The sequence below is a fragment of the Methylobacterium sp. SD274 genome (assembly GCF_017355285.1).
Classification (GTDB): domain Bacteria; phylum Pseudomonadota; class Alphaproteobacteria; order Rhizobiales; family Beijerinckiaceae; genus Methylobacterium.
This window is the reverse complement of sequence record NZ_JADIJP010000016.1, coordinates 88,773-113,766: the sequence shown is the minus strand read 5'-3', so window position 1 is coordinate 113,766 and position 24,994 is coordinate 88,773. Positions and strand designations below refer to the sequence as shown.

General features: G+C 66.9%; 23 protein-coding genes and 1 pseudogene. 13 read left to right on the top strand and 11 right to left on the bottom strand.

Annotation, left to right across the window (positions count from 1 at the left end):
• From pgsA to IPV08_RS15060, 3 genes are all read left to right on the top strand, one after another.
• Positions 1-565, top strand: a 565-nt coding sequence (pgsA, locus tag IPV08_RS15070; protein WP_246747967.1) for a CDP-diacylglycerol--glycerol-3-phosphate 3-phosphatidyltransferase, incomplete at its 5' end; no start/stop codon positions are given.
• 31 nt (positions 566-596) lie between these two features.
• Positions 597-848, top strand: coding sequence for a molybdopterin converting factor subunit 1 (gene moaD / locus IPV08_RS15065; protein ID WP_207412443.1), 252 nt, complete (start codon positions 597-599; stop codon positions 846-848).
• A 36-nt stretch (positions 849-884) separates the two neighbouring features.
• A complete protein-coding gene (locus IPV08_RS15060) occupies positions 885-1,313 on the top strand; it encodes a GNAT family acetyltransferase (protein ID WP_207412432.1) in 429 nt (142 codons plus the stop codon).
• Between the two features lie 30 nt (positions 1,314-1,343).
• Here IPV08_RS15060 and IPV08_RS15055 read toward each other — a convergent pair whose 3' ends face one another.
• Positions 1,344-2,261, bottom strand: coding sequence for a zinc ABC transporter substrate-binding protein (locus IPV08_RS15055; RefSeq protein WP_246747966.1), 918 nt, complete (start codon positions 2,259-2,261; stop codon positions 1,344-1,346).
• Positions 2,262-2,459: 198 nt separating this feature from the next.
• Here IPV08_RS15055 and IPV08_RS15050 point away from each other — a divergent pair, with 198 nt between their 5' ends.
• The 6 genes from IPV08_RS15050 to IPV08_RS15025 all read left to right on the top strand — a co-directional run bounded on the left by IPV08_RS15050 (position 2,460) and on the right by IPV08_RS15025 (position 8,585).
• Positions 2,460-4,238 (top strand): ABC transporter transmembrane domain-containing protein, encoded by a 1,779-nt coding sequence (locus IPV08_RS15050; protein ID WP_207412442.1) that lies wholly within the window; start codon positions 2,460-2,462, stop codon positions 4,236-4,238.
• Between the two features lie 56 nt (positions 4,239-4,294).
• On the top strand, positions 4,295-5,332 hold the full coding sequence (locus IPV08_RS15045) for an aldose epimerase family protein (protein ID WP_207412430.1): 1,038 nt from the start codon (positions 4,295-4,297) through the stop codon (positions 5,330-5,332).
• 69 nt (positions 5,333-5,401) lie between these two features.
• On the top strand, positions 5,402-5,962 hold the full coding sequence (locus IPV08_RS15040; protein WP_056429788.1) for a MarR family transcriptional regulator: 561 nt from the start codon (positions 5,402-5,404) through the stop codon (positions 5,960-5,962).
• 86 nt (positions 5,963-6,048) lie between these two features.
• Positions 6,049-6,684: a DUF4166 domain-containing protein gene (locus tag IPV08_RS15035; protein WP_207412441.1), complete on the top strand. Its 636-nt coding sequence runs from the start codon at positions 6,049-6,051 to the stop codon at positions 6,682-6,684.
• Between the two features lie 25 nt (positions 6,685-6,709).
• On the top strand, positions 6,710-8,212 hold the full coding sequence (locus tag IPV08_RS15030; protein WP_207412429.1) for a TIGR01777 family oxidoreductase: 1,503 nt from the start codon (positions 6,710-6,712) through the stop codon (positions 8,210-8,212).
• Between the two features lie 49 nt (positions 8,213-8,261).
• Complete coding sequence (locus IPV08_RS15025) at positions 8,262-8,585, top strand: YnfA family protein (protein WP_207412440.1); 324 nt, start codon at positions 8,262-8,264, stop codon at positions 8,583-8,585.
• 9 nt (positions 8,586-8,594) lie between these two features.
• Here the strand turns inward: IPV08_RS15025 and IPV08_RS15020 are convergent, their stop codons facing one another.
• From IPV08_RS15020 to tesB, 5 genes are all read right to left on the bottom strand, one after another.
• A complete protein-coding gene (locus IPV08_RS15020) occupies positions 8,595-11,354 on the bottom strand; it encodes a DNA translocase FtsK (RefSeq protein WP_207412428.1) in 2,760 nt (919 codons plus the stop codon).
• Between the two features lie 212 nt (positions 11,355-11,566).
• On the bottom strand, positions 11,567-12,523 hold the full coding sequence (locus tag IPV08_RS15015; RefSeq protein ID WP_244478085.1) for a TorF family putative porin: 957 nt from the start codon (positions 12,521-12,523) through the stop codon (positions 11,567-11,569).
• A 296-nt stretch (positions 12,524-12,819) separates the two neighbouring features.
• Complete coding sequence (locus tag IPV08_RS15010) at positions 12,820-14,325, bottom strand: ammonium transporter (protein WP_056429781.1); 1,506 nt, start codon at positions 14,323-14,325, stop codon at positions 12,820-12,822.
• 88 nt (positions 14,326-14,413) lie between these two features.
• Entirely contained in the window at positions 14,414-14,752 is a 339-nt protein-coding gene (locus IPV08_RS15005; protein ID WP_018044676.1) for a P-II family nitrogen regulator, read from the bottom strand.
• 283 nt (positions 14,753-15,035) lie between these two features.
• On the bottom strand, positions 15,036-15,905 hold the full coding sequence (gene tesB / locus IPV08_RS15000; protein WP_207412427.1) for an acyl-CoA thioesterase II: 870 nt from the start codon (positions 15,903-15,905) through the stop codon (positions 15,036-15,038).
• A 283-nt stretch (positions 15,906-16,188) separates the two neighbouring features.
• Between tesB and IPV08_RS14995 the strand changes: the two genes are divergently transcribed.
• Positions 16,189-17,460, top strand: a complete 1,272-nt coding sequence (locus IPV08_RS14995; protein WP_207412439.1) for an FAD-dependent monooxygenase — start codon at positions 16,189-16,191, stop codon at positions 17,458-17,460.
• A gap of 224 nt (positions 17,461-17,684) precedes the next feature.
• On the opposite strand, the gene ppa is transcribed toward IPV08_RS14995, so the two are convergent.
• From ppa to IPV08_RS14980, 3 genes are all read right to left on the bottom strand, one after another.
• A complete protein-coding gene (ppa, locus tag IPV08_RS14990) occupies positions 17,685-18,221 on the bottom strand; it encodes an inorganic diphosphatase (protein WP_018044679.1) in 537 nt (178 codons plus the stop codon).
• Positions 18,222-18,423: 202 nt separating this feature from the next.
• Positions 18,424-18,765, bottom strand: coding sequence for a hypothetical protein (locus IPV08_RS14985; protein ID WP_207412426.1), 342 nt, complete (start codon positions 18,763-18,765; stop codon positions 18,424-18,426).
• 141 nt (positions 18,766-18,906) lie between these two features.
• Positions 18,907-19,413, bottom strand: coding sequence for a GNAT family N-acetyltransferase (locus IPV08_RS14980; protein ID WP_056429776.1), 507 nt, complete (start codon positions 19,411-19,413; stop codon positions 18,907-18,909).
• Between the two features lie 205 nt (positions 19,414-19,618).
• Between IPV08_RS14980 and IPV08_RS14975 the strand changes: the two genes are divergently transcribed.
• On the top strand, positions 19,619-20,344 hold the full coding sequence (locus IPV08_RS14975; RefSeq protein WP_207412425.1) for a tyrosine-protein phosphatase: 726 nt from the start codon (positions 19,619-19,621) through the stop codon (positions 20,342-20,344).
• Positions 20,345-20,359: 15 nt separating this feature from the next.
• On the opposite strand, the gene IPV08_RS14970 is transcribed toward IPV08_RS14975, so the two are convergent.
• Positions 20,360-21,262 carry a prephenate dehydratase gene (locus tag IPV08_RS14970; protein ID WP_207412424.1) on the bottom strand — a complete coding sequence of 301 codons (903 nt, stop codon included), beginning with the start codon at positions 21,260-21,262 and terminating at the stop codon, positions 20,360-20,362.
• 20 nt (positions 21,263-21,282) lie between these two features.
• Positions 21,283-22,026, bottom strand: coding sequence for a 3-deoxy-manno-octulosonate cytidylyltransferase (locus tag IPV08_RS14965; protein WP_207412423.1), 744 nt, complete (start codon positions 22,024-22,026; stop codon positions 21,283-21,285).
• A gap of 240 nt (positions 22,027-22,266) precedes the next feature.
• Between IPV08_RS14965 and IPV08_RS14960 the strand changes: the two are divergent.
• Both IPV08_RS14960 and IPV08_RS14955 read left to right on the top strand, forming a co-directional pair.
• Positions 22,267-22,872, top strand: a pseudogene (locus IPV08_RS14960) (cytochrome c family protein); the annotation flags it as partial.
• Between the two features lie 437 nt (positions 22,873-23,309).
• Entirely contained in the window at positions 23,310-24,575 is a 1,266-nt protein-coding gene (locus IPV08_RS14955; protein ID WP_207412422.1) for an alpha-hydroxy acid oxidase, read from the top strand.
• Positions 24,576-24,994: the final 419 nt, after the last annotated feature.

Here is a 24,994-nt window from a genome sequence, read left to right as displayed (position 1 = left end):
CTGGACGCTGGCGAATTGCCTGACCTACGGGCGGCTCGTCGCCGTCCCCGTCGTCGTGGCGCTGCTGTACTGGCCGGACGAGCATGCGGCACGGTTCGCGGCTCTCGGCGTCTTCATCGCGGCCGCCATCACCGATTATCTCGACGGCTACGTCGCACGGACCTACGATCAGAGCTCGGCCCTCGGGCGCATGCTCGATCCGATCGCCGACAAGCTCCTCGTCGCCGCCTGTCTGCTGATGCTGGTGGCCGACAAGACGATCCATGACTGGAGCCTGTGGGCGGCCATCGTCATCCTGTGCCGCGAGATCCTCGTCTCGGGCCTGCGCGAATATCTGGCGGAGTTGAAGGTCAGCGTGCCGGTCAGCCGCGTCGCCAAATGGAAGACCACCCTTCAACTCGTGGCGATCGGCTTCCTCGTGGCCGGAAAGGCGGGGGAGACGATCCTCCCCCATACTGTCATCGCCGGAGAGGCCCTGCTCTGGATCGCCGCGGCCCTGACGCTCTACACGGGCTACGATTATATGAGAGCCGGCATCCGGCACGTGATGGACGATCCGCGCTGACCCGCCGATGCCACAGCCGGAAGGGCAGACCATGAAGCTCGTCTATTTCGCCTGGGTGCGAGAACGCATCGGCAAGGCCGAAGAGGTCGTGACCCCGCCCGCCGGGACCGAGACGGTCGCCGACCTCGTGGCCTGGTTGAGTGGCAGGGGCGAAGAATATGCCTACGCGTTCGAGAATGTCGGCATCGTCCGGGCGGCCATCGACCGCGTCCATGCCAAGCCGGATGCGCCCATCGCCGGTGCCACCGAGATCGCGTTCTTCCCGCCGATGACGGGCGGCTGAGCCGCCTCGGATCGTCTGCGAGGAGACCCTCACGCGATGACGCCCGTGATCCGTGAATTCCAGGACGCCGATTTCGATGGCGTCGCGGCCCTATGGCTCGCGGCCGGAATCTCTCGGCCGTGGAACGATGCGGGCAAGGACATCGCCTTCGCCCGCCGCGATACGCACTCGACCATCCTGGTCGTCGAGCGCGAGGGGGCCGTCGCCGCCACCGCCATGGTGGGTGAGGACGGTCACCGGGGATGGCTCTATTACGTCGCCGTCGACCCGCGGTATCGCGACCTCGGCCTGGGCAGGGCGATCATGGAGGCTGCCGAGCGGTGGCTGTCCGCGCGTGGCGTCTGGAAGGTTCAGCTTCTCGTGCGCGAAGAGAACGAAGCGATCCGCCACTTCTACGAACATCTCGGCTACCGGGACACCCGGACGATCTGTCTGCAGAAAGTCATCGGCGAGACGGCGGGGTGAGTGGCTCCGGCCCAAAACCCCGCCGGGCACTCACTTCTTGCCGAGAGCCGCGCTGAAGGCGGCGATATTGCTGCGCATCATCGCCGCGTAGGTGGCCGCCGGACCATCGGGACCCGACAGGGCGTCGGAATAGACCTTGCCGCCCACAACGGCACCGCTCTCCCGCGAAATCTGCTGCATCAGGCGGGGATCGGCCACGTTCTCGAGGAAGACGGCCGGGATCTTGTCGCGCCGGATCTGCCGGATGATGCGGGCCACATCCTTCGGGCTCGCCTCGCTGTCGGTGGAGACACCCTGGGGCGCGATGAAGTCGAGGCCGTAGGCGGCGGTGAAATAGCCGAACGCATCGTGCGTGGTGATGATCTTGCGATGTTCGGGGGGAATCGCCGCGATGGCCGCGCGGATGTCGGTCTCCAAACCCGCCAGGGTCGTCAGATAGGCCTTCGCGTTGGCTGCGTAGTCGGCGGCGTGTTCGGGATCGATGGTCGAGAGCCCGTCGCTGATGTTGCCGATGTAGATCCGCACATTGGCGATGCTCTGCCAGGCATGGGGATCGTCGTGATGGGCGTGTCCCGCATGCCCTCCGCCATGGTCGTCGTCACCCTCGATGGGCTTCACGCCCTTGGTCGCGACGATGACGGGCGCCTTCGTCCCGGAGGCCTTGATCAGTCTGTCGAGCCAGCCTTCCAGGCCGAGGCCGTTGACCACGACCAGCTTGGCGGCGGTGAGTTTGCGCGCGTCTCCGGGGGCCGGGTTGTAGCCATGTGCGTCGGCATCGGGGCCGACGAGGGTCGAGACCTCGACGCGGTCGCCGCCCACCTGCTTCACCAGGTCCCCGAGGATCGAGAAGGTCGCCACCGCCTTCAGCGGCTCGGCGGCATCCGCATTCCCGCCGAAGGCCGTGAGAGCGAGGGCGATACCGACCCACGCCGAAAGGCCCGTCTTCATGGCGTGACGTCTCGATCGCATGGCCGTCGTCCTTCGCATCGGCTCCCGGAACCGGGCAGACCAGATGAACCGTCGCGCGGTGTAATGTAACACTATCACATTGCCAAGCCCGATGGCCTCGCTTGATCTTCCGGTCTCTGACCGGCAAACCCCCGACCGAGAGCCGGGAGCCCCCCGCGCGACAGACAATGGATGAGCATGGCCCGTCGGCCGCTTCTGAGGGGTGAGACCCTCCCCCTCCTCGGCCGGGTCTGGCGCGAATGGCTGCGGCCGCATCGGGGCACCCTCGCCGTGGTGCTGGTGCTCATCGCCATCATCGGAGCGGCGACGGGTTTGTATCCCGCCCTGATCAAGGGGGCGTTCGATGCGTTCGACCACAAGGACCCGTCGGCCCTCACCTACGGACCGCTCATCGTCATCGCCATCACCTCGATCCGGGGCTTCGCCCTGTTCGGGCAGACGGTGCTGACCAATCGGGTCGTCACGCGGGTCGAAGCCGACATGCAGGCGGCGCTCTACGGCCACCTCATCGATTCCGACCTCGCCCAGCTCGGCCGCGAGAGCCCGGCGGCGTTCACCCAGCGCTTCACCACGGATTTCGCCTTCATCAAGGAGGCGCTGACCCGCATCTCCACCGTGTTGCTGCGCGATCTCGCGATGCTGATCGCCCTCGTGGTCGCGTTGCTCTGGATGGACCCGGTGCTCACCCTCGTGGCCGGCGTGGTCGTGCCCTTCGTCGCCGGCCCCATCGGCCGCATCGGCAAGAAGCTGAGGCGGGTCTCCACCACCACGCAGGAGCAGATGGGCCTCACCGCCAGCCTCATCACCGAGAGCCTGCAGGGCGCGCGCATCGCCAAGACCTACGCGCTGGAATCCTACCTGAAGGGCCGTGCCTCGGGCGCGTTCGATACCGTCCGCCGCTTGAAGATGAAGGCGGCCAATGCGCGGGGACGCCTCGACCCGTTGATGGAGATCGGCGGGGGCTTCGCCGTGGCGGCGGTGCTGGTCCTGGTGGGCCAGCGCGTCATGTCCGGTGACCGCACGGTGGGCGATTTCACCGGTTACGTGGCAGCTTTGCTCCTGGCCGCGCAGCCCGCCCGCGCCTTGGGCACCCTCAACGCCATCCTTCAGGAAGCCGGGGCGGCGCTCCATCGCTACTTCGCCCTGATGGACGAAGCACCGCGCATTCGTGAAAAGCCCGATGCCGTGCCGCTGGTCATCACCGGCGGCGAGATCCGCTTCGAGGAGGTCCGCTTCCGATATCGCGAGGATGCGCCGGCGCTGGAGGGCATCGACCTCACCGTTCCCGCAGGCGCCACCGTCGCCCTGGTCGGGCGTTCCGGCTCCGGCAAGTCGTCTCTGCTGAACCTCGTGCCCCGACTGTACGATGTGACGGGGGGCCGCGTTCTCATCGATGGCGCGGATCTGCGCGACCTGACGATCCCATCCCTGCGCGCGGCCGTGGCGGTAGTCTCTCAGGACGTGGTGCTGTTCGACGATACCATCGCGGCCAATATCGGGTTTGGGCGCCCCGGTGCGACGCTCGCCGAGATCGAGGCGGCTGCGGAGGCCGCCGCAGCGCATGGATTCATCACCCGGCTGACGGAGGGCTACGAGTTCCGCGTCGGGCCTTCCGGCGGGCGGCTGTCCGGTGGCGAACGCCAGCGCATCTCCCTGGCCCGCGCCTTCCTCAAGGACGCGCCGATCCTGCTTCTGGATGAGGCGACGAGCGCCCTCGATTCCGAATCCGAGCGGCTGGTCCAGGGCGCGCTGCTGCGCCTGATGCAGGGGCGGACCACCCTCGTCATCGCGCACCGCCTCTCCACCGTGCGCGATGCCGACATGATCGTGGTGATGGAGGCCGGCCGCATCATCGAGACGGGGACGCATGACGCCCTGATGGCCTCGCAGGGTGGCTATGCCCGTCTGCATCGCATGCAATTGTCCGGAGATGCGGAAGAGCCCGCCGCCCCCTGATCCGCATTCCGCGCGTTGAAGCGTCACGAATCCTCGCGCGTGAAACGGATGCCGGCATGGCAGGACAGCCCTTCGGACGGACGAAGGATGGGAGCCCCGTCACTCGATACAAGCTCGCCCGGTCTCGCCTGCGGGTCGATATCCTCGATTATGGCGGCGTGGTCAGCCGGATCGATACGCCCGACCGCGAGGGAGCCTGGACCAATGTCGTCCTCGGTGCGCGTGACGTCGCGGGCTACGAGGCCAGCGACGCGCATTTCGGCGCCATCATCGGACGCTACGCCAACCGCATCGCCGGAGGGCGCTTCAGCCTCGACGGACACGAATACCAATTGCCGCTCAATGTCGGTGGCAACACCATGCACGGCGGGACGAATGGGTTCGACCGTCGCGTCTGGCGGGTGATCCGGGCGGACGAGACGACCGTGGTACTCGGCTATCGCTCAATCGACGGTGAACAGGGCTTCCCCGGCAATCTCGATGTGGAAGTCGCTTACTCCCTCAGCGACGACCAGACCCTACGGATCGATTACAGGGCCTGGACCGACCGGCCGACCATCCTCAACCTCACCAACCACAGCTATTTCAACCTCTCCGGCGAGGGCTCCGGTGACGTGATGCAGCATCGGGTCGCCATCGCGGCGGACCATTACCTCCCCACCGATGCCGACCAGATTCCCACGGGCGAGATCAGACCCGTGGCGGGCACCGCCTTCGATTTCCGCGAGCCCGAAGCCCTGGGCTCACGCATCCGCGACGGGGATTCGCAGCTCGCTCTGGCCCACGGCTACGACCACACCTTCGTGCTGCGCGAACCCGGCTCCCTCCGGCATGCGGCCTCCGCCGTCGATCCTGCGAGCGGGAGACGGCTCGACGTCGCCACCACCCAGCCGGGCCTGCAACTCTACACCGCCAACATGCTCGACGGCACGGCGATCGGGTCCGGCGGGCGCCTGTACCGAGCCGGCGACGCGGTCTGTTTCGAGGCGCAGGGGTTTCCCGACGCGCCGAACCGGGCGGAGTTTCCCTCCACGACGCTCCGCCCCGGCGAGGTCTTCACCGCGACGACGACCTATCGTCTCAGCGCGGACTGACACACCGCCTGTCATCGCCCGAAGTGATGGTCGCTTGACTTGGGTTCTTTTGTGTCTGTAATTTCTGTCATGACAGAAATTACAGATATTCCCGAAAAGCTTCCCGTGGCGGTGGAGCGCTTCATCCTCCACTGGGGCGATCTCGGCGGGCAATGGGGCGTCAACCGTTCCGTCGCCCAGATTCACGCGCTGCTCTACCTGTCGGACAGGCCCCTGGCAGCGGAGGAGATCGCGGCGACGCTGGGCATCGCGCGCTCCAACGTCTCGACGTCGCTCAAGGAGCTGTCCGGTTGGAACCTGATCCGGCGCGTCCCCGTGCTGGGCGAGCGTCGCGATCACTTCGTCGCCGAGACCGACCTGTGGGAGATGGTCACGCGCATCGCCGCCGGCCGCAAGGAGCGCGAGATCGATCCGGCGATCGCGGCCCTGCGCACCTGCGTGGCGCAGGCCGAGGGCGATCCGACCATCGGCGCCGTTGCCTCCCGCCGCCTCAAGGCGATGCTCGAATTCACCGAGACCATGGATCGCTGGCACAGCCAGATGCTCGGCGTTCCGCACGCGACCCTCGCCAAGCTGATCCGCCTCGGCAGCCGGATCGTGCGCTTCCTGCCCTCCAAGCCCGAAGGCTGAGCCGGGGAGCCGCGATCATGACCATGACGGCGATGAGGGGGCCTTCCAAGAGCCGTACACCAATTCCCATCGGCGAAAGCCCGGTGATGGCCCGTGCGCACGAGGCCGACCTCCGCGACCTGCGCTTTCGCAGCCTGATCGCGGACGAGGACTGGACCACTCTGTCGCCCGCGATCCGCCGGCGCTTCACCAAGCGTCTCCGCCCCGGCACCAGCGCCGTCTATGTGGGAACCGTGATCGAGACGCGGATGAGCCGCCTCGGCTGGGTCCTGGCACAAGCCGCCCGCCTCATCGGCGGCCCGCTCCCCACCTCCCGGGCCACGGGCCTCGCCAGCGTCGTCTCCGTGACGGAGGACCGGTCGGGCGGCGGGCAGGTCTGGACGCGGCTCTACGCGCGGCCGGACGGATTTCCCCAGACCGTCAATTCGGCCAAGCGCTTCGCCGGGCCCACCGGCCTCGAAGAGCATGTGGGCGGCCGTCTCGGTATGAGCCTCGATGTCTCCGTCGTCGACGGCAGGCTGGTCTTTTCGAGCCGCCGCTACTTCCTCCGGCTGGGCGGATGGCGTCTGCCGCTTCCCGGTTTCCTGACGCCGGGCACCCTCACGGTGACCCACGGCGAGACCGGGACGAACCGCTTCGCCTTCATCCTCACCGTTCGTCATCCCTGGTTCGGCACGCTGATCCGCCAGGAGGCGGAGTTCCGCGACGTCGTCGACGCCTGATCCATCACGGGGGAGACCCGACATCATGACTTCGATAGTGCTGTGGTCGCTGATCGCCGTGCAGATCGCCATGGGGGCCTTCGACACGCTCTACCACCACGAACTGACCGAGCGCCTCGCCTGGCGCCCGTCCCAGCGCGGCGAGTTGCGTCTCCATGCCGTGCGCAACGGGCTCTATGCCCTGCTCTTCCTCACCCTCGGTTTCGCCGAACCCAAGGGACTGCTCGCCTGGGCCATCATGGGCGTGCTCATCGTCGAGGTCGTCATCACGCTGATGGACTTTGTCGAGGAGGATCTGAGTCGGCGCCTACCGGCCACCGAACGGGTGAACCACACCCTCCTGGCGCTGAATTACGGTGCGATCCTCGTCCTCATTCTGCCGGTGCTGCTCGGCTGGGCCAGGGAGGCCACGGGCATCGCCTGGGTGAGCCACGGAGCCTGGAGCGCCCTCGCCCTCGCCGCCTCGCTCTCCGTCGCGATCTTCGGCCTGCGCGACTGGTTCGCCGCCGGGCGGTCCGAGCGCCTGGGCCTGCCCGCGCCGGCCGGGCTCGCGGACGTGCTCGCTCCGGCGCGGGCGATCCTGGTGACAGGCGCCACCGGCTTCGTCGGCCAGCGCCTCGTGGCGAGCCTCGTGGCGGCCGGCCACGAGGTGACGGTCCTGACCCGTGACGGGGCGAAAGCCGCGGCACTGCCCGCGCCGTTGCGGATCGTCACCTCCCTCGACCAACTGCCGGACGGCGCGCGGCTCGATGCCATCGTGAATCTCGCGGGCGAACCGATCGCCGACGGGCCGTGGACGCCCGCCAAGCGCCGCGCGATCCTCGCGTCGCGCCTGAGGATAACTCGGAGGCTCGCCAAACTGGTGGCCCGCCTCGACAGGGCACCGTCGGTGGTCGTCAGCGGCTCGGCCGTCGGATGGTACGGCCTGCGCGGCGATGACCGCCTCACCGAATCGAGCCCGGCGGCTCCAGCCTTCACCCACAGGGTGTGCGCGGCCTGGGAGCGGGAGGCGATGGCAATCGCGGCCCTCGGCCCACGGGTCGTCCTCCTGCGCACCGGGCTGGTGCTCGGAATCGAGGGCGGCCTCCTCGCGCGACTTCTCATGCCGTTCGAGTTCGGCCTCGGGGGACGGATCGGCTCCGGGCGGCAATGGATGTCGTGGATTTCCCGCGACGACCTCGTCCGCCTGATCTGCCACGCCATCGCGACGCCGACCTTGGCGGGACCGGTGAACGCCACCGCGCCGGAGCCGGTCCGCAATGCCGATTTCGCCGCATCCCTGGCGCGGCAGCTCCACCGCCCGGCAATCTTCCCGCTTCCGGCGCGGCTCCTGCGCTGGCTGGGCGGCGACTTCGCCGAGGAGATGCTCCTGGGCGGGCAGAGGGTGCTGCCCGAGAAAGCGCTCGCCAGCGGGTTCGCCTTCCGGCATGCCCGGCTGGATTCGGCACTCGGATCCATTCTGGGCCGGAATGTCGGGCGGGAGGCGGAGGCCCGGCCCTCGCGGGCCGTCATCCCGCTGAGAGAATGACCGGCATGGGAACGCGGCGCACGGTCCCCCTTCGTGATGGAGCGAACCCCTGATCACCGCCCTCGTCTATACCGGCGCCGCTTTGGCCGAGATCGCCGGGTGCTTCGCCTTCTGGGCCTGGCTGCGACTCGGCCGGTCGGCCTGGTGGGCCCTGCCGGGCGTGGCGTCCCTCGTCCTCTTCGCCGTGCTGCTCACCAGGGTGGAGAGCGACGCGGCGGGCCGGGCCTATGCCGCCTATGGCGGCGTCTACATCGCCGCCTCCATCCTGTGGCTGTGGCTCGCCGAGAGCCAGAGGCCGGACCGGTGGGATATGACCGGTGCCGCGATCTGCCTCGTCGGCACCGGGATCATCCTGTTCGCGCCGCGCGCCTGACGGCGCGCATCACATCTCGTGCGGATCGGGCTCGACCAGGATCTCTCGTTTGCCCGCGTGGTTGGCCGAACCGACGATCCCCTCGACCTCCATCCGCTCCATGAGCGAGGCGGCGCGGTTGTAGCCGATCTGCAGGCGGCGCTGGATGTAGCTGGTGGAGGCTTTCTTGTCCCGCATCACCACCTGCACCGCCTGGGCGTAGAGGTCGCCGCCGCTCTCGCCGAAGCTGCCCTGGTCGAAGACCGCGCCATCGACCTCGATCTCGTCGATCGAGCCCTTGGCCGATTTTCCGCCGCCCTTCGAGCCCTTGTCGTCGTCCTCGCCATCGTCCGCAGTGACGGCTTCGAGATAGGACGGCCGGCCCTGGCGTTTCAGGTGGGCGACCACGCTCTCGACTTCCGAATCCGAGCAGAACGGGCCGTGGACACGGGTGGTGCGGCCGCCGCCGGCCATGAACAGCATGTCGCCCTGGCCCAGCAGCTGCTCGGCGCCCATCTCGCCGAGGATCGTGCGGCTGTCGATCTTGGACGTGACCTGGAAGGAGATCCGGGTCGGGAAGTTCGCCTTGATCGTGCCGGTGATGACGTCCACCGAGGGACGCTGCGTCGCCATGATCAGGTGGATGCCGGCCGCGCGCGCCATCTGCGCGAGACGCTGGATCGCGCCTTCGATGTCCTTGCCGGCCACCATCATCAGGTCGGCCATCTCGTCGACCACGATCACGATGTAGGGGAGCGGATTGAGATCCATCTCCTCGGTCTCGTAGACCGCCTCGCCGGTTTCGCGATCGAACCCGGTCTGGACCGTACGGGTCAGGACCTCGCCACGCCCACGGGCCTCGGCGAGGCGCGCGTTGAACCCGTCGATGTTGCGCACACCGACCTTCGACATCTTTTTGTAGCGCTCTTCCATCTCGCGCACGGCCCATTTGAGGGCGATGACCGCCTTCTTCGGGTCGGTGACGACGGGGGAGAGCAGGTGCGGGATGCCGTCATAGACGGAGAGTTCCAGCATCTTCGGGTCGACCATGATCAGGCGGCACTCTTCCGGCTTCATCCGGTAGAGGAGCGACAGGATCATCGTGTTGATGGCCACCGACTTGCCGGAGCCGGTGGTGCCGGCGACGAGCAGGTGGGGCATCTTGGCGAGATCGGCGATGATCGGCTCACCGCCGATATTCTTGCCGAGGCACAAAGCGAGGCTCTGCTTCGTCTCGACGAAATCCGCCGAAGCGAGAAGCTCGCGCAGATACACGGTTTCGCGCCTGGCATTGGGCAATTCGATGCCGATGGCGTTGCGGCCGGGAACGACCGCGACGCGAGCCGAGACCGCCGACATGGAGCGGGCGATGTCGTCCGAGAGCGAGATCACGCGGCTCGACTTGGTGCCGGGGGCCGGCTCCAGTTCGTAGAGCGTGACCACCGGGCCGGGGCGCACGGCGAGGATGTCGCCGCGCACGCCGAAATCGCTGAGCGTCGCCTCGAGCAGGGTCGCATTCTGCTCCAGGGCCTCGGTCGAGACCTGGCTGGCGAGGGACAGGCTCGGCGCTTCGGCGAGCAATTCGAGGGCCGGATGGGCGTAGCTCTCCGCACCATAGTTCTGGGCGACGGGCGCGCGCCGGATCGGCGCCGGAGCGGGAGACGGTGCCACCGGGGCGACGCGGGAGCGCGGGGCCGGCACTGATGCGGCCGGTTCCTCGGACGCATAGAACTCCTCGCCGCCATCATCCGGCTCGTCGTCGTGCAGGATCGGCTCCGGGAGGGGCCGGCGTGTCACCGGGCGGGGCTCGGACATGGGCTGCGGCTCGAAGACCGGCTCGCGGCGAGCCGAGGCGTCCGCCCCACCCTGCCGCGGCGCCGCCTGACCGGCACCGCTTCTGACCGGGTTTCCCATCTCCTGCGGCGCATGGGCCGACCAGGGCGCGTCGTCTCCATCCGAGAACGCGCGGCGCGCGGCCAGAGCCGGCGAGGCGCCCGCATAGGCGAGGTCCGTGGCCGCCGCTGCCCTTTCGGCACGCCATTCGGCGATGCGCCTGGCGAGGGCGGTCCGGCCGCCCATGAGGAGATGCGCCAGGGTGCCAAGGGAGACGATGCCGAGGCTCGGCTCGTCCTCCTCATAGCGGCCGTCATGCCGCGCGGAGGATGGCGGACGCTGGTTGGACGCGGACGGAAGGGGTTGATCGTAGGGCTCCTCCTCCGGCTCCGCTCCGGCGCGGCAGGCACCCGTGAGGCAGAGGATTGCCACGGCCGCGAAGGCGAAGCCCACGAGGGCAGCCGCCGGCGACGCGATGGCGCCGACGATGAGTCGCGCGGTATGGATCAGGGCATCGCCCGCCACCCCGCCGAGACCGGTGGGAAGAGGCCAGCGGGCGGTGGGCGGCAGAGCGCTCGCCACCGCGCTCGCGGCAAAGAACCCGATGATCCAGAGGGTGAGCCGCAGCCCGCCTCGGGGCAACTCGCGCGATCGCATCAGCTGCACGCCCCAGAAGGCGGGCGGCAGGGCGAAAGCGAGAGAGCCCAGCCCGAGGAGCTGCATCGCGAGGTCCGACACCACCGCACCGCCGGTGCCGAGCACGTTGTGCGCGGCATGATCGGTGGCGTGGTTGATGCTCGGATCGTCGATGGACCAGGTCGCCAGAGCGACCGTGAGCGCGGTCGCGCCGGCAAAGAGGATGAGACCGCCCATCTCCGTCATCCGCTTGGCCAAAAATGGCCGAAAGCTGTCGACGAAGGTGTCGTAAGGCGATGCGGAACGGCGGAGCGAGCGCATACGGGACCAGACGCAGGGAGAAACGATCCGGTAACGCTATGGCGACCGAGTTAACGGCTGTTTAAGGCTTAGAGATCGTTAGCGCGGTGCGTACAGATGTCTGTGCTTTCATGCGCTGTCACGACGCGCCTTGCCGGCATTCATCCGCGCCGCCAACGAAGAAGGCCCCGGATCGCTCCGGGGCCTTCTTTGTCCGTCGCTGAGCTTGGGGCTTAGCGGAAGAGGTTCAGGAGGCCGCCCGGCTCGGCATAGATGCCAGGAGCTGCAGTCGACGTCTGGAAGGTGATCGAGCCGATGACGGCATCGCCACACCACTTGGAGGTTCCGCCGTTGTTGAAGCCGCGGTAGTCGCCGGTGAAGTTGAAGCAGTCCGTCTTGCTCAGGTTGGTGTTGTGGTAGCGAACGTCGAGGACGATGTTCTTGTAGGTGTAGGACAGGCCGACGTTGCCGTAGAGGTAGCTCGGCAGGTTGAACGCGGTCTGGCCGGTGGCCGAGGTCTTGGCGGCGGTCAGGAAGTAGTAGCCGAGCTCGGACGAAAGCGAGAAGCCGCCCGAATAGGCCTCGGGAAGGAACGAGAACCAGTTTGCCGGCAGGGTGTAGGCGGCGGTACCCGAGGTGTAGGTGCCGTTGGCGTGCTGGCCGAGGAAGTTCGGCGAGAAGAACACGTTGAGGCCGAGGGTCAGCGCATCCGACGCTGCCCAGGTGCCCTTGGCGGCATATTCCATGAAGTCGGTGTTGGCGGTGGTCAGGAACGCGCCGCCGGGGCCGAGCAGGCGCTTCTCATTCGGGTAGAAGTAGTAGAGCACGCCGAGATCGAGGGTGAACTTGTCGAAGGTCGGACGGATACCGGCGGCGAGATCGAACTCCATGTCCGGCTGCGTGGGCAGGCGGGTCTGGTAGGTGGCGAGGCCGGTATAGGCGAAGCCGCCGAAATACTGGGCCTCGAAGAAGGACTGGTAGCTGCCCTGGCGGTTCGACTGCGACACACCGCGGAAGTTGTAGTCCGTCTGGTAGCGCGAGCCGAACGAGAAGCCGATCAGCGGGTCGGCGACCTTCGCCTCGACCGGCATGACCTTCGGAGCGGCAAGGTCGGCGGCGTTGACGCTGCCAACGCTCAGGAACGCGGCGAGGGAAGCGGCAGTCCCCAGTGAAGTCAGCTTCAGTGTCATTAGAGTTCAGCCCCAGTTATTCTGTGAGAGCCAAGTTGCCCAATCCCACCGATCTTCGCAAAACTAACTTTGATGCAATTGCCCAGCAAATAGGCAAATACGGCTTCTCGCGGGACTTGCCATCGGGATGTTGCATTTGCATCACATTCTCGCCCCAGTCCGGCGGGGTGAGCCGGTCCCGCCCGTATACCGAGGGGCGGTCGATGCCTCTTCGCGGGCCTTCACAGCCATGAAAAAGGCCCCGGTCGCATGGCGACCGGGGCCTCTCGGTGCGGTGAGATCGCGCTAGAGCAGGATCAGTAGTTGTAGGCGCGCTCGCCGTGATCGGCGATGTCGAGGCCTTCGCGCTCTTCGTCCTGGGTCACGCGCAGACCGATGGTCAGGTCGACGAGCTTGTACAGGATGGCGGAGCCGATGGCGGACCACAGGATGGTGAAGCCGACGGCCTTACCTTGGGCGAGGAGCTGGGCCGCCATATCGTAGGCGCCCACAACCAGTTCGCCGGGCTTGCTGGTGTAGTCGGGGATGCCGACGCCGCCGAGGTCCGGGCTCACCAGGATACCGGTGGCCAGGGCGCCGAGGATGCCGCCGATGCAGTGGACGCCGAAGACGTCGAGCGAATCGTCGTAGCCGAGGGCGTTCTTGACGGTGGAGCACATGATGAAGCAGGCGCCGCCGGCGACGAAGCCGAGGACGATCGATCCCATCGGGCCGGCGAAGCCGGCAGCGGGCGTGACGGCGACGAGGCCGGCAATGGCGCCCGAGAGCATGCCCAGGAGAGAGGGCTTGCCCTTCAGCATCCACTCCACGAACAGCCAGGAGACGGCCGCGGCGGCGGTGGCGACGAAGGTGTTGATCATGGCCAGACCGGCCGAGCCGTTGGCTTCGAGGTTGGAACCGACGTTGAAGCCGAACCAGCCGACCCAGAGCAGCGAAGCGCCGATCGTGGTCATGGTCAGCGAATGCGGGGCGAGCAGGTCACGGCCGTAGCCGATACGCTTGCCGAGCATCAGGCAGCCGACGAAGCCGGCGATGCCCGCATTGATGTGCACGACGGTGCCGCCGGCGAAGTCGAGGGCGCCCCACTTGAAGAGCATTCCGGCATCGGCGTTGACGGCGTCCAGGGCAGCCTGAGCGGTCGCCTTCGAGGCGTCGTCGGTCGCGGCAGCAAGAGCCTTGGCCGCATCGCCGACGACGTCCGGACCACCCCAGTACCAGACCATGTGAGCCATCGGGAAGTAGATCAGCGTGACCCACAGGATGGAGAACACGAGCAGGGCCGAGAACTTCATCCGCTCGGCGAAGGCACCGACGATGAGGCCGGGCGTGATCATCGCGAACGTCATCTGGAAGCAGATGTAGACGTATTCGGGGATCACGACGCCGTTGGAGAAGGTCGCCACGGTGGTGGACGGATCGACCCCCTTCAGGAAGACCTTGGAGAAGCCGCCGACGAAGTCGTTGAGACCGCCGCCATTGGTGAAGGCCATGCTGTAGCCGAAGGCGACCCACAGAAGGCTGACGACCGCCGCGATGGCGAAGACCTGCGTTAGGATCGAGAGCATGTTCTTGGTGCGCACGAGGCCGCCGTAGAACAGCGCCAGGCCGGGCACCGTCATCAGCAGCACCAGGACCGCCGAGATCATCACCCAGGCGGTGTCGCCCTTGTTCGGAACGGGTGCGGCGGCAGCCGGGGCCGAGACGACTTCTGGCGTCGGCGACTGTGCGAGGGATGGCTCGACGAACAGGAGGGCCAGCGCGGCGCCTCCCATCCCGAGCGCAAGGGCATTGCGAAGTTTCATGGAAACGGAACTCCCGGTCGCGGTGCGATGGTGATGTTGGGAAAGGAGGGGAAGGCAGGCCGGAGCGTCGTCCAGCCGGGCCTCTGGATCAGAGCGCGTCGACGTCGGTCTCGCCCGTGCGGATGCGGACGGCCTTCTCGAGCGGCACGACGAAGATCTTACCGTCGCCGATCTGGCCGGTGCGGGCGGCGGCGGCGATGGCGTCGATGACGCTGCTGGTGAGGTCTGACGCGACGGCGACCTCGATCTTCAGCTTCGGCAGGAAGCTCACCGCGTATTCGGCGCCGCGATAAATCTCGGTATGGCCCTTCTGGCGGCCGTAACCCTTGACCTCGGTCACCGTGAGGCCGTGCACGCCGATCCCGGTCAGCGCATCCCTGACCTCCTCGAGCTTGAACGGCTTGATGATAGCCATCACGATCTTCATGGGCGGCGCCCCCTTTGTTCTGGATGCCCCCGGTCACCGGCGCGATCTACGTCGCGGCCCGGCGATCCGGCATTTTCGCACCAGCCAGAATGGCCAAGCGATCGGCGCCCATCATTCAAGGATTATGCCAAAGGGAACTTTTCGCGATTTTGCCATCTGCACACAAAGTGACCGATCACTGACGCGTGATCGGGCGAAATTTCTGCGTCAATCGCCTAAAGAATACTCATTCAGACGATATCGTGAGCAGAATGGCAGCCAGTAAAGCAAAGGTTGCAGAGGTTCAGGATCCATCGCCGGTCGGGCGTATCAGGCCTTCCTGAGCCACGGAGGCCACCAGCTCGCCACGTCGAGTGAAGAGCGATCCTCTGGCGAAACCGCGCGCGCCGGAGGCGGACGGGCTGTCATGGACATAGAGCAGCCATTCATCGGCGCGGAACGATCGGTGGAACCAGAGCGCGTGATCCAGGCTGGCGGATTGGATCGACGCGTCGAACACCGTCTTGCCATGCGGAATCAGGGTGGCGTCGAGGAGCATCAGGTCGGAAGCATAGGCGAGTACGGCCCTGTGTAGCGCCGGCTCGTCCGGTAGCCGCTCTCGCGCCCGCATCCAGACGTGGAACCGAGGCTCGCGCGGATCGCGCGACAGATAGCGTTCGACCTCCACCGGCCTCAACTCGATCGGGGTGGCCCGTCCGAGATAGGCGCGCATGGTCGCGGGGATCGCCGGCCCCGCCGCCGCGGCGAGAGCGGGGGCGTCGAGCAGCGCCTCGGGGGCCGGCACGTCCGGCATGCCGGCCTGATGGAAAGCACCGTCTTCCTCGATGTGGAACGAGGCCGAGAGGGTGAAGATCGCGCGGCCATGCTGGTGGGCCACGACCCGCCGCGTGGCGAAGCTGCGCCCGTCGCGAATCCGCTCCACCGCGTAATCGATCGGGGCGGCGGGATCGCCGCCGAGGATGAAATAGGCGTGGAGGGAATGCGCCGGGCGGCTGGCCTCCACGGTACGCGACGCGGCCACCAGGGCCTGCCCGAGCACCTGGCCGCCGAAGACGCGGAACCATCCGGTCTGGATGCTCTGTCCACGGAACAGGTCGTCAGTGAGCGGTTCAAGGTCGAGGCAAGCGAGGAGTTCGTCGACGGATCCGGTCATGCGGGCCTTTGCAGGACAGTGACACCAAGGGTGTCTTGCAACGCGTATTATTGGGCATCGGCATCGCCACACCGGGCACGGAATGCAAGGCGCGCGGGTGAAAGCCACGCATCGGACGTCTCGCCCACGTATCGAGCCTCGCCAATGCACCAAGCCTCGCCTTCGCGCGTTGGCTCCGGCAAAGCGCATGGCCTCGGGCAAGAAACGTTGCCTCGGATGAGACGCGGTGCCAGTGCAGGCCCGTCGGATCGCAGCCGGCGCGGAAGGGGACGAGGTGAAGAGCATGGGCGGATCGATGGACGGTCGCGCACCTCGCAAGGTGATCGTCGCGGGCGGCGGTATTCCCGGCCTCAGCCTGGCGCTGGCTCTGCGCCAGGCCCATGGCGAATCGTTGGATGTGGCCGTCTTCGATCCGGGGTTGGATCGTGCGGCTTTACGCCATCGGGGGCGTGCCTTCGCGGTGGCGGCCGGCGGGCGGCGCATGCTGACGAGGCTGGGGGTCTGGGACGACATCGCCCATGCGACCGAACCGATCCTCGACATGGCGATCAGCGACAGTCGGCTGACGGACCCGGTCCGGCCCATCTTTCTTACCTTTGGCGGACATGGCGCCGATGACGGAGCGGAGGCCGGCGAGCCCTTCGCGCACATGGCCGAAGCGGAGTTCCTGGTGGAATCCCTGCTCTCGGCATCGAGAGCCTGCGGCGTTGTCCTGGAACCGGTCGGCATCCGCCATGCGCAGGCGCGGGGTTCCGGCATCGCCGTCGCCCTGTCCGACGGGCGCGAGGCCATCGCCTCCCTGCTGGTGGCGGCGGATGGCTCGCGTTCGAGATTGCGCGAGGCCGCGGGGATCGGTTGGGTCGGACGCTCCTATCCGCAGATGGGCATCGTCGCGACGATCGGGCATGAGCGTCCGCATGGTGGCCGCGCCTTCGAACATTTTCTGCCGAGCGGCCCCTTCGCCATCCTGCCGCTGGTGGATGGCGGCGCATTGGGTCATCGCTCGTCCATCGTCTGGACCGAGCGGACCTCGGATGTGGAGGCGCTGATCGGCGGCAGCCGGGAAGAAACGCTTGCGGAAATCGAACGGCGCTTCGGGCTCAATCTCGGTCGTCTCGTCCTCGAAGACGGGCCGAGCGCCCACCCGCTGTCCCTCGGCATGGCACGGAGCTTCCGGGGCGAGCGACTCGCCTTGCTCGGCGACGCGGCCCACGTGATCCACCCCATCGCCGGGCAGGGATTGAATCTCGGCCTCGCGGATGCCGCCTCCCTTGCGGAAGAGATCACAGAGGCCCTGCGTCTCGGCCTCGATCCGGGGGCGAAGGATGTGCTGCAGCGCTACGAGCGCAGCCGGCGCTTCGACACTTTCGCCATGGCGGCGGCCACGGATGGGTTGAACCGGTTGTTCTCGAACGACGTCCTGCCGGTTCGCCTCGTGCGCGATCTCGGGCTCGGCCTCGTCGACAGGCTCCCCGGCCTGAAGTCGCTGTTCATCGGCGAGGCCTCGGCCTCGCGGGCTGCCTCGCCCCGGCTGATGCGGGGCGAGGCGTTGTGAGCGTTGGTGTGATCGGATTTCTCAGTGGCTGCTCAAGGCACAGTAGATCATCCTATCAGACCTCCTCATCCTGAGGCGCCCTTTGCCTGAGCGAAGGGCCTCGAAGGAGCCTTCCAGGGATCGCGCGACCACTGGAGGGCTCCTTCGAGGCCGCTACGCGGCGCCTCAGGATGAGGTAGAGCTTGGACAAACACCTCTTGAACAGGCCCTGAGAGGTCCGTGGTTCAGGCCTTCTCGGCCTTGGCGCGCTCGATACCCTCATTGATGAGGCGCTGAGCCTCGGCCTTGTCGCCCCAGCGCTTGATCTTGACCCACTTGCCGGGTTCCAGATCCTTGTAATGCTCGAAGAAGTGCTGGATCTGCTGGATCGTGATGTCCGGCAGGTCGGTGTAGTTCTCGATCCGGTCGTAGCGCATCGTCAGGTGGCGCGAGGGCACGGCGATGATCTTCTCGTCCTCGCCGGCATTGTCCTCCATCACGAGGACGCCCACCGGCCGAACGCTGATGACCGCGCCGGGAGCGATGGCGCGCGTATTGGCCACGAGAACGTCGCACGGATCACCGTCACCAGAGAGCGTGTGCGGGATGAAGCCGTAATTCCCCGGGTAATGCATCGCGGTGTAGAGAAACCGGTCGACCACCAGAGCACCGGATTCCTTGTCCATCTCGTACTTGATCGGATCACCGCCGATCGGAACCTCGATGATGACGTTGACGTCGTCCGGCGGATTCTTACCGATCGAGATGGAATCGATGATCATGGGGTCCTCTCTCTAACCTGCAGCAACCTGGGGCGCTGTTTGACGCGTCTCTTAAATCCCTTCCCGGTTAAAAGAAATCGGCCTTCGCCCGTTGCGCGGGGCTTTTGCCCCAAATCGTTACCTCAGGGTGCAGTGACGCCCGCCCGGTGAAGCGTCCATCGAGCCCGCTTCCGGTCGATCGGCACGACGTCCACGTCGTCGATCAGGGCTTGTTCTTGCGCGAGCCGAACCAGCGCTGCCAGACGCCCTCGGTCCAACGGGCCGAGCGTTCGAGCGGGATCTTCAAGGCCGGGATGTCCTGGCTGAGGAGAGCCAGGCCCACCGGCAGCATCCAAAGCCCAAGTACCGGCAGGATGGAGAAGATACCGCCGAGGATAAACAGGAGCGCCGCCCCGATCCTGATCCAGCGGCGATGGGGTTCGCGAAGCCACTCGATGGCCTTGCGCAGCGTGTCCGGCAGCTTCTCGGTGAGGCGGGTGACGCGGTCGTCCCAATCCTGCGCCGTGCAATCACGGCGCGACACGTCCTGCTGACTGGTGGTCATTGTGATCCTTGTTCCGGCGCAGGGAAGTCCGGGCCGGCCCCCGACATGTGGGGGCGGTCCGGCTTCAGCGCAGGATCAACGATCCATGCCGTGCTCAGGGTTCCGTGACGGCGGATTACAGAACGGTCCGGCGGCCGGAGGTCATTCGAAGCGGTAGGCCGCCTTGTCGAGGACGGCACCAGCCATGCGGTCGACGGCCTCGGCCACCCTCTTGCCGCCAAGACCGGCGTAGAACGCGCAGGCGCGCTCGTTGCCCGTCAGCGTCCAGACCCCGATCCGTGTCAGGCCGTGGTCGATCAGGTCGTTGCGGATCGCGCGGAACAGGCGCCGGCCAAGCCCCAGGCCCTGATAGGCCGGCAGGATGTAGAGCTCGTCGATCTCGCCCGCTGCCTTGAGCGCGCTCCCCCTCGCCTGCCCGTAGATGGCGTATCCGACGATCTCGTCGCCGATCTCGACCACGACCAGGGGGCGGTTGCGCTGGGCCGCGCCGACCCACCATTGCGACGAGCGCTGGGAGATCATCCGCTCCAGGGAAATGCCGGGGATGATGCCGCGATAGGCCTCCCGCCATGTTTCGTCGAAGACGTCGCTCAGCCGGTCGGCGTCTCCCGAACGGGCGCGGCGGATGCTGGTGGTGCTCGTCTTCATGACTGTCCCTACGCTCGGTGGAAACGGGAACGACGTCGCATCGAAATCCACGATACGGGCATGATGAAGGCAAGCCGGATGCCGAATTCTCGTGGCCGGGAATATCGATGCCCGATGGCGCCCTTACGCGACACGCGTTTGCCCGATCCTCTACCGGCTGTTAGAGCCGCAGCACTGTCCTCCCGACCGGTTCCAGCAGCCACCCGTGTTCAACAGATTCATCAAGCCCGAGATCCGCTATGCCCGGCGCATGGCGCGGATCGCCCGCTTCGAGCAGCCGATCTCCGGTCGGAGCGCACGCGTGCGGGCCTGGGCCAACATGCTGCTCGTCGACCACGGCGTGTTCCGTCTCGCCTATCTGAACCGTCATAAGATCGGGACCGGCAAGATCTGGCGCTCGGCCCAGCCGACGCCCCACCAGCTCGCCTGGTTCCGGCGGCAGGGCGTGCGCACGGTGATCTCCCTGCGTGGCGGCCGCGAGCACGGCTCCTGGCCGCTCCAGCGCGAGGCCTGCGCCCAGCAGGGGCTGAACCTCGTGGAATTCGTGCTGCGCTCTCGCGAAGCGCCCTCGAAGGAGACGATCCTCGCTGCGAAGGCGTTTTTCGACGGCGTCCAGTATCCCGCCGTGATGCATTGCAAGTCGGGAGCGGACCGGGCCGGCCTCGGCGCGGCCCTGTTCCTCATCCTCCACGAAAGCGTGCCGGTCTCGGAGGCGATGCAGCAGCTTTCGGCCCGGTACGGCCATTTCCGCTTTGCCAAGACCGGGATTCTCGACGCTTTCTTCGACCTCTACCTGCGCGACGGCGAGGCGAAGGGTCTGGATTTCCTGACCTGGGTCGAGACGGTCTACGACCCCGAGGCCTTGAAGCGCGATTTCCGCCCCGGCTTCTGGTCCGACCTCGTGGTCGACCGGGTGATCAAGCGCGAATAGGTCCGCCGCCCGCGCCTACTCCGCCGCCAGCCGCGTCGTCTCGCGGAACGGATGGGCCGGGTAGGTGCCGATGATGCGCAATTCGCGCGAGAAATACGCGAGTTCGTCCAGCGCGCGGGCGAGACCCGGATCCTCCGGATGGCCGTCGACCTCCGCATAGAACTGCGTCGCCGAGAACTGGCCTTCGACCATGTAGCTCTCGAGCTTCGACATATTGACGCCGTTGGTGGCAAAGCCCCCGAGCGCCTTGTAGAGCGCCGCCGGAATGTTGCGGACGCGGAAGATGAAGCTCGTCACCGTCGGTCCGGTATTGGCCGGCACCTCCACAGCCTCGGGCGAGAACACCACGAAGCGCGTGGTGTTGTGGCTCTCGTCCTCCACGTCACGGGCGAGGATATCGAGCCCGTAGACGCCTGCCGCCATGGCCGGCGCCAGCGCGCCGCGACTGGGATCCCCGGCCTCGGCGACTTCGCGCGCCGCGCCCGCCGTGTCGCCGGCCACGATGGCCTTCAGCCCCAGCCGCCGGATGATCTTGCGGCACTGGCCGAGGGCGTGGACATGGCTGTGCACCGTTTTGATCGCCTCGATCGGCGTGCCGGGGAGCGCCATCAACTGGAAATGGATCGGCAGGAAGTGCTCGGCCACGATGTGCAGGCCGGATGTGGGGATGAGATGGTGGATGTCGGCGACACGGCCGGCGATGGAGTTCTCGATCGGGATCATGGCCAGCGCCGCGCGGCCGTCATTCACCGCCGCGAAGGCTTCCTCGAACGAGGCGCAGGGCAGCGGGGTCCAGTCCGGATAGGCCTGGGCGCAGATGATGTGCGAGTTGGCGCCGGGCTCACCCTGGTAGGAGATCGTCTTACGGGATTCGGACGTGCGGGATTCGGACGTGCGGGGCTCGGTCGTCTGGGACATTGAGGTGATGACTCGGTTCGTCAGTTGAGACGCCGGGCCTTGAGCACGGCCCGCGCGCGCTCGAGGTCGGCGGGGGTGTCGACGCCCAGCGGCAGGTCGTCGACGATGGTGGCGTCGATGCGCATGCCCGCCTCCAGCGCCCGCAGCTGCTCCAGCTTCTCGCGGGTCTCGAGCTCCCCGGGCGGCAGGGCCATGAAGCGGGTGAGCGCACGGCGGCGATAGGCGTAGAGGCCGATATGGTGGAACAGCGGCCCCTCCCCCCAGGGGGCCTGCGCCCTGGTGAAGTAGAGGGCGCGCAGGCGGGTCGGCGTCACATGGTGGCCCACGAGTTTCACCACGTTGGGATCCTGCCGCTCCTCGTCGCGGATGATGAGGGCGCAGAGGGTGGCGATATCCACAGCCCGATCCGCGAGTGGCAGGATCGCGGCGACGATGGCCGCCGGGTCGATCGTCGGCAGGTCGCCCTGCACGTTGACGATGACGTCGTGGTTGCCCTGCGGATCGATGATCTCGAGGGCCTCGGCCAGCCGGTCCGATCCGGAGGGGTGATCGGCCCGGGTGAGGGTCGCGAGGCCTCCGACCCGCTCGATGGCATCGACGATCTCGACGGCATCGGTCGCCACCACCACGGGGCCGATGCCGGCCTCCACGGCCCGGCGCCAGACATGCACGATCATCGGCTCGCCGGCGATGTCGGCCATGGGCTTGTTGGGCAGCCGCGTGGCCGCCATGCGGGCGGGGATCAGGACGAGGGGATCTGACATCGACCGGCGGATCTCTCCAGCGAGGGGGCGGATTAGCAGGGGCGATGCGGGTTGTCATCGTCGCCGGGGCGTCGCACGGGTGACAGCTTCGCCTCTGCGACTACGCGGCCCGTGACTCCGGCATTGTCAAGATCGGTCGAGTACCGCTATTCACCCTCGAACATTTCCAGAGTCCGGGGCATCCGCTCACCGGGCCTCGCATGCCGCCGCAACCGGCGGACGCCCCCGGAGTTGTCGAGAATGGACTCTTTCGAGCTGAACAAGGTCGCGGGCGCCGTACTCGGCACTCTTCTTCTCGCCATGGGCTCCGGGTTTGTCGCCGAGTTGATCTATTCTCCCAAGCCCGCCGGCAGCGCGGGCTACGCCCTCCCCGAGCCTCAGCCCGAGGCGGCGGGGGGTGGTGCGGCCGCCGCTGCCAAGGTCGAGCCGCTTCCGGTTCGCCTCGCCAGCGCCAGCGTCGAGAAGGGCACCGGCGCCGCCAAGAAATGCGCCGCCTGCCACAGTTTCGAGAAGGGCGGCCCCAACAAGGTCGGCCCGCATCTCTGGGGCGTGGTGGATCGTCAACGCGCGCATGAAGGCGGGTTCGAGTATTCCGCCGCCTTGAAGGAAAAGGGCGGCACCTGGACCTACGACGAGCTCGACCACTTCCTCGCCAATCCGAAGACCTACGTGCCCGGCACCAAGATGGCCTTCGCCGGGATCCAGTCTCCGCAGGAGCGCGCCGATGTGATCGCGTATCTGCGTTCGCTCGCCGATACGCCGGCTCCGCTCCCCGCCGTGGAGAAGGCCGCGGCTGCGGACAGCCCGGCTGGCGACAAGCCTGCCGATCAGAAAGCGCCGGAAGAGAAGCCCGCGCAGTAGGCTACGCGACCGGGGGAAATTCCCGCATCGATGAACGATCGGAAAGGCCGGGCTTGTCCCGGCCTTTTGCGTTCCAGGACGTGAGCCGCGTTTCCAAGGAGGGAATCACCCGGACCGACAGCATCCCGCACTGCAGCAAAATAATGTGAAAGCCGGCTCACCCGGTGACTGGGGCGGTGCGGATCGCATGATCGTGACGACAGCAAATTAAGCACGATAATCCTGCGCTTCGAGTCGAAAAACAGTCTCACTGTCGACTTTGTGGGAGGATTTCCCGGTAAGACGGGGGAGTGGGACACCACCACATTGAGTTAGAATTATATCAGTTATTGCATTGCACAATAAAAATGATGCAGGAAAGCCCCGTAATCTGGGCCGTGGAAACGGCGCGTAGGTCGAACGGATTTGAAGGGCAGAGTGTCATGAGCGAGCATGCATCGATCCACCGTCGCAAGCTGCTGACGTATTTCTCGACCAGCCCGCTTTTCGCACCGAGCGCTGCCCGCGCCCTGGCCGGCATCGCCGCTTTCGGAACCACCGAAGCCGTGGCCCAGAGCTACGACGTGCTCCGCGCCGCCCCCGTGATGAACGGTGACCTCATCGCCTCCCCGGCGCAGGCCCTCAACGTGTTCGATTTCGAGCCCGTGGCGAAGAAGGAATTGCCGCCGGCGCATTATGGCTACCTCGCCAGCGGCGTCGACGCCGACAAGACGCTGAAGGCCAACCGCGACGATTTCGACAAGATCCACGTCCGTGCCCGTCGCCTGATCGACGTGCGCAAGATCGACACGACCGTGAAGATCTTCGGCGAGACCTGGGCGAGCCCCATCGCCCTGGCGCCCGTCAGTAGCGTGGGCGCGTTCCACCCCGAGGCGGAGGCGGCCGCCGCCCGCGCCTGCAAGGTCAAGGGTCACCAGATGATCCTGTCCACGGTGGGCAGCACCTCGATCGAGGATGTCATCAAGGAGCGCGGCGCGCCCGTCTGGTACATGCTCTACCCGACCGACGATTGGGCCGTGACCGAGAAGCTGGTTAAGCGGGCCGAGGCGGCCGGCGCCCCGGCCATCGTGCTCACCGTGGATCGCCAGGGCGGCCGCAACACCGAGACGCTGTTCCGCGAGCGCCGCGCCGACACCCGCACCTGTACCGATTGCCACACGCCCGGCTTCAAGAACGAAGTCAGCCGCAAGCCGATGTTCGACGAGATCGACGTGTCGAAGGTCACCAACCTCTACGGCACAGGCATGACCTGGGATTATGTGAAGCGCCTGCGCGGCATCGTGAAGGGCAAGCTCGTCCTCAAGGGCATCATGACCCAGGAAGATGCCAAGATCGCCCTCACCCACGGCGTCGATGCGATCATCGTCTCCAACCATGGCGGCCGCGCCGAGGAGAGCCTGCAATCGACCATCGGCGCCCTGCCCGAGGTGGTCGCCGCCGTGAACGGCAAGGTGCCGGTCCTCATCGATGGCGGGTTCCGCCGCGGCACCGACGTGCTCAAGGCCCTGGCGCTAGGCGCCACCGCCGTCTGCGTCGGTCGTCCCTACATCTGGGGCCTCGCCGCCTTCGGCCAGCCGGGTGTCGAGACGGTGCTGACCCTGATGCAGCGCGAGTTCGAGACGATCATGCGCCAGGTCGGTGCGACCAAGATTGCCGAGATCACGCCCAAGAGCGTTCAGATCGTCTGACGTCCGGTCGATCGGATTTGTCCTACGGATGATCAGGCGTGAGCGGATCATCCGCAGAAGTCGATTATCCAATCAGACCACCTCATCCTGAGGTGCCCTTTGCCTGAGCAAAGGGCCTCGAAGGAGCCCTCCAGTCTGCTCTATGGGTTCTGGAGGCCTCCTTCGAGGCCGCTGCGCGGCACCTCAGGATGAGGTAAGCCCTTGGGAGAACAGCCTAAACAGGTTCTTCCCCTCTCTCACGAAACTCCCGCTCCCGCTACGGCGCCGTACGTCGCGGGAAAATCGACCCTGATCTAGAGTTCCGTCAAGTACTCCGACGTCCTTCGGAGGACGGTCCTCCCACGCGTTCAACCGACGCGCCTGGGACTTGCCCGCTTGGCGCGCCCCGCCCCGGCGTCCTAGAAGGACATGCCGCCTGA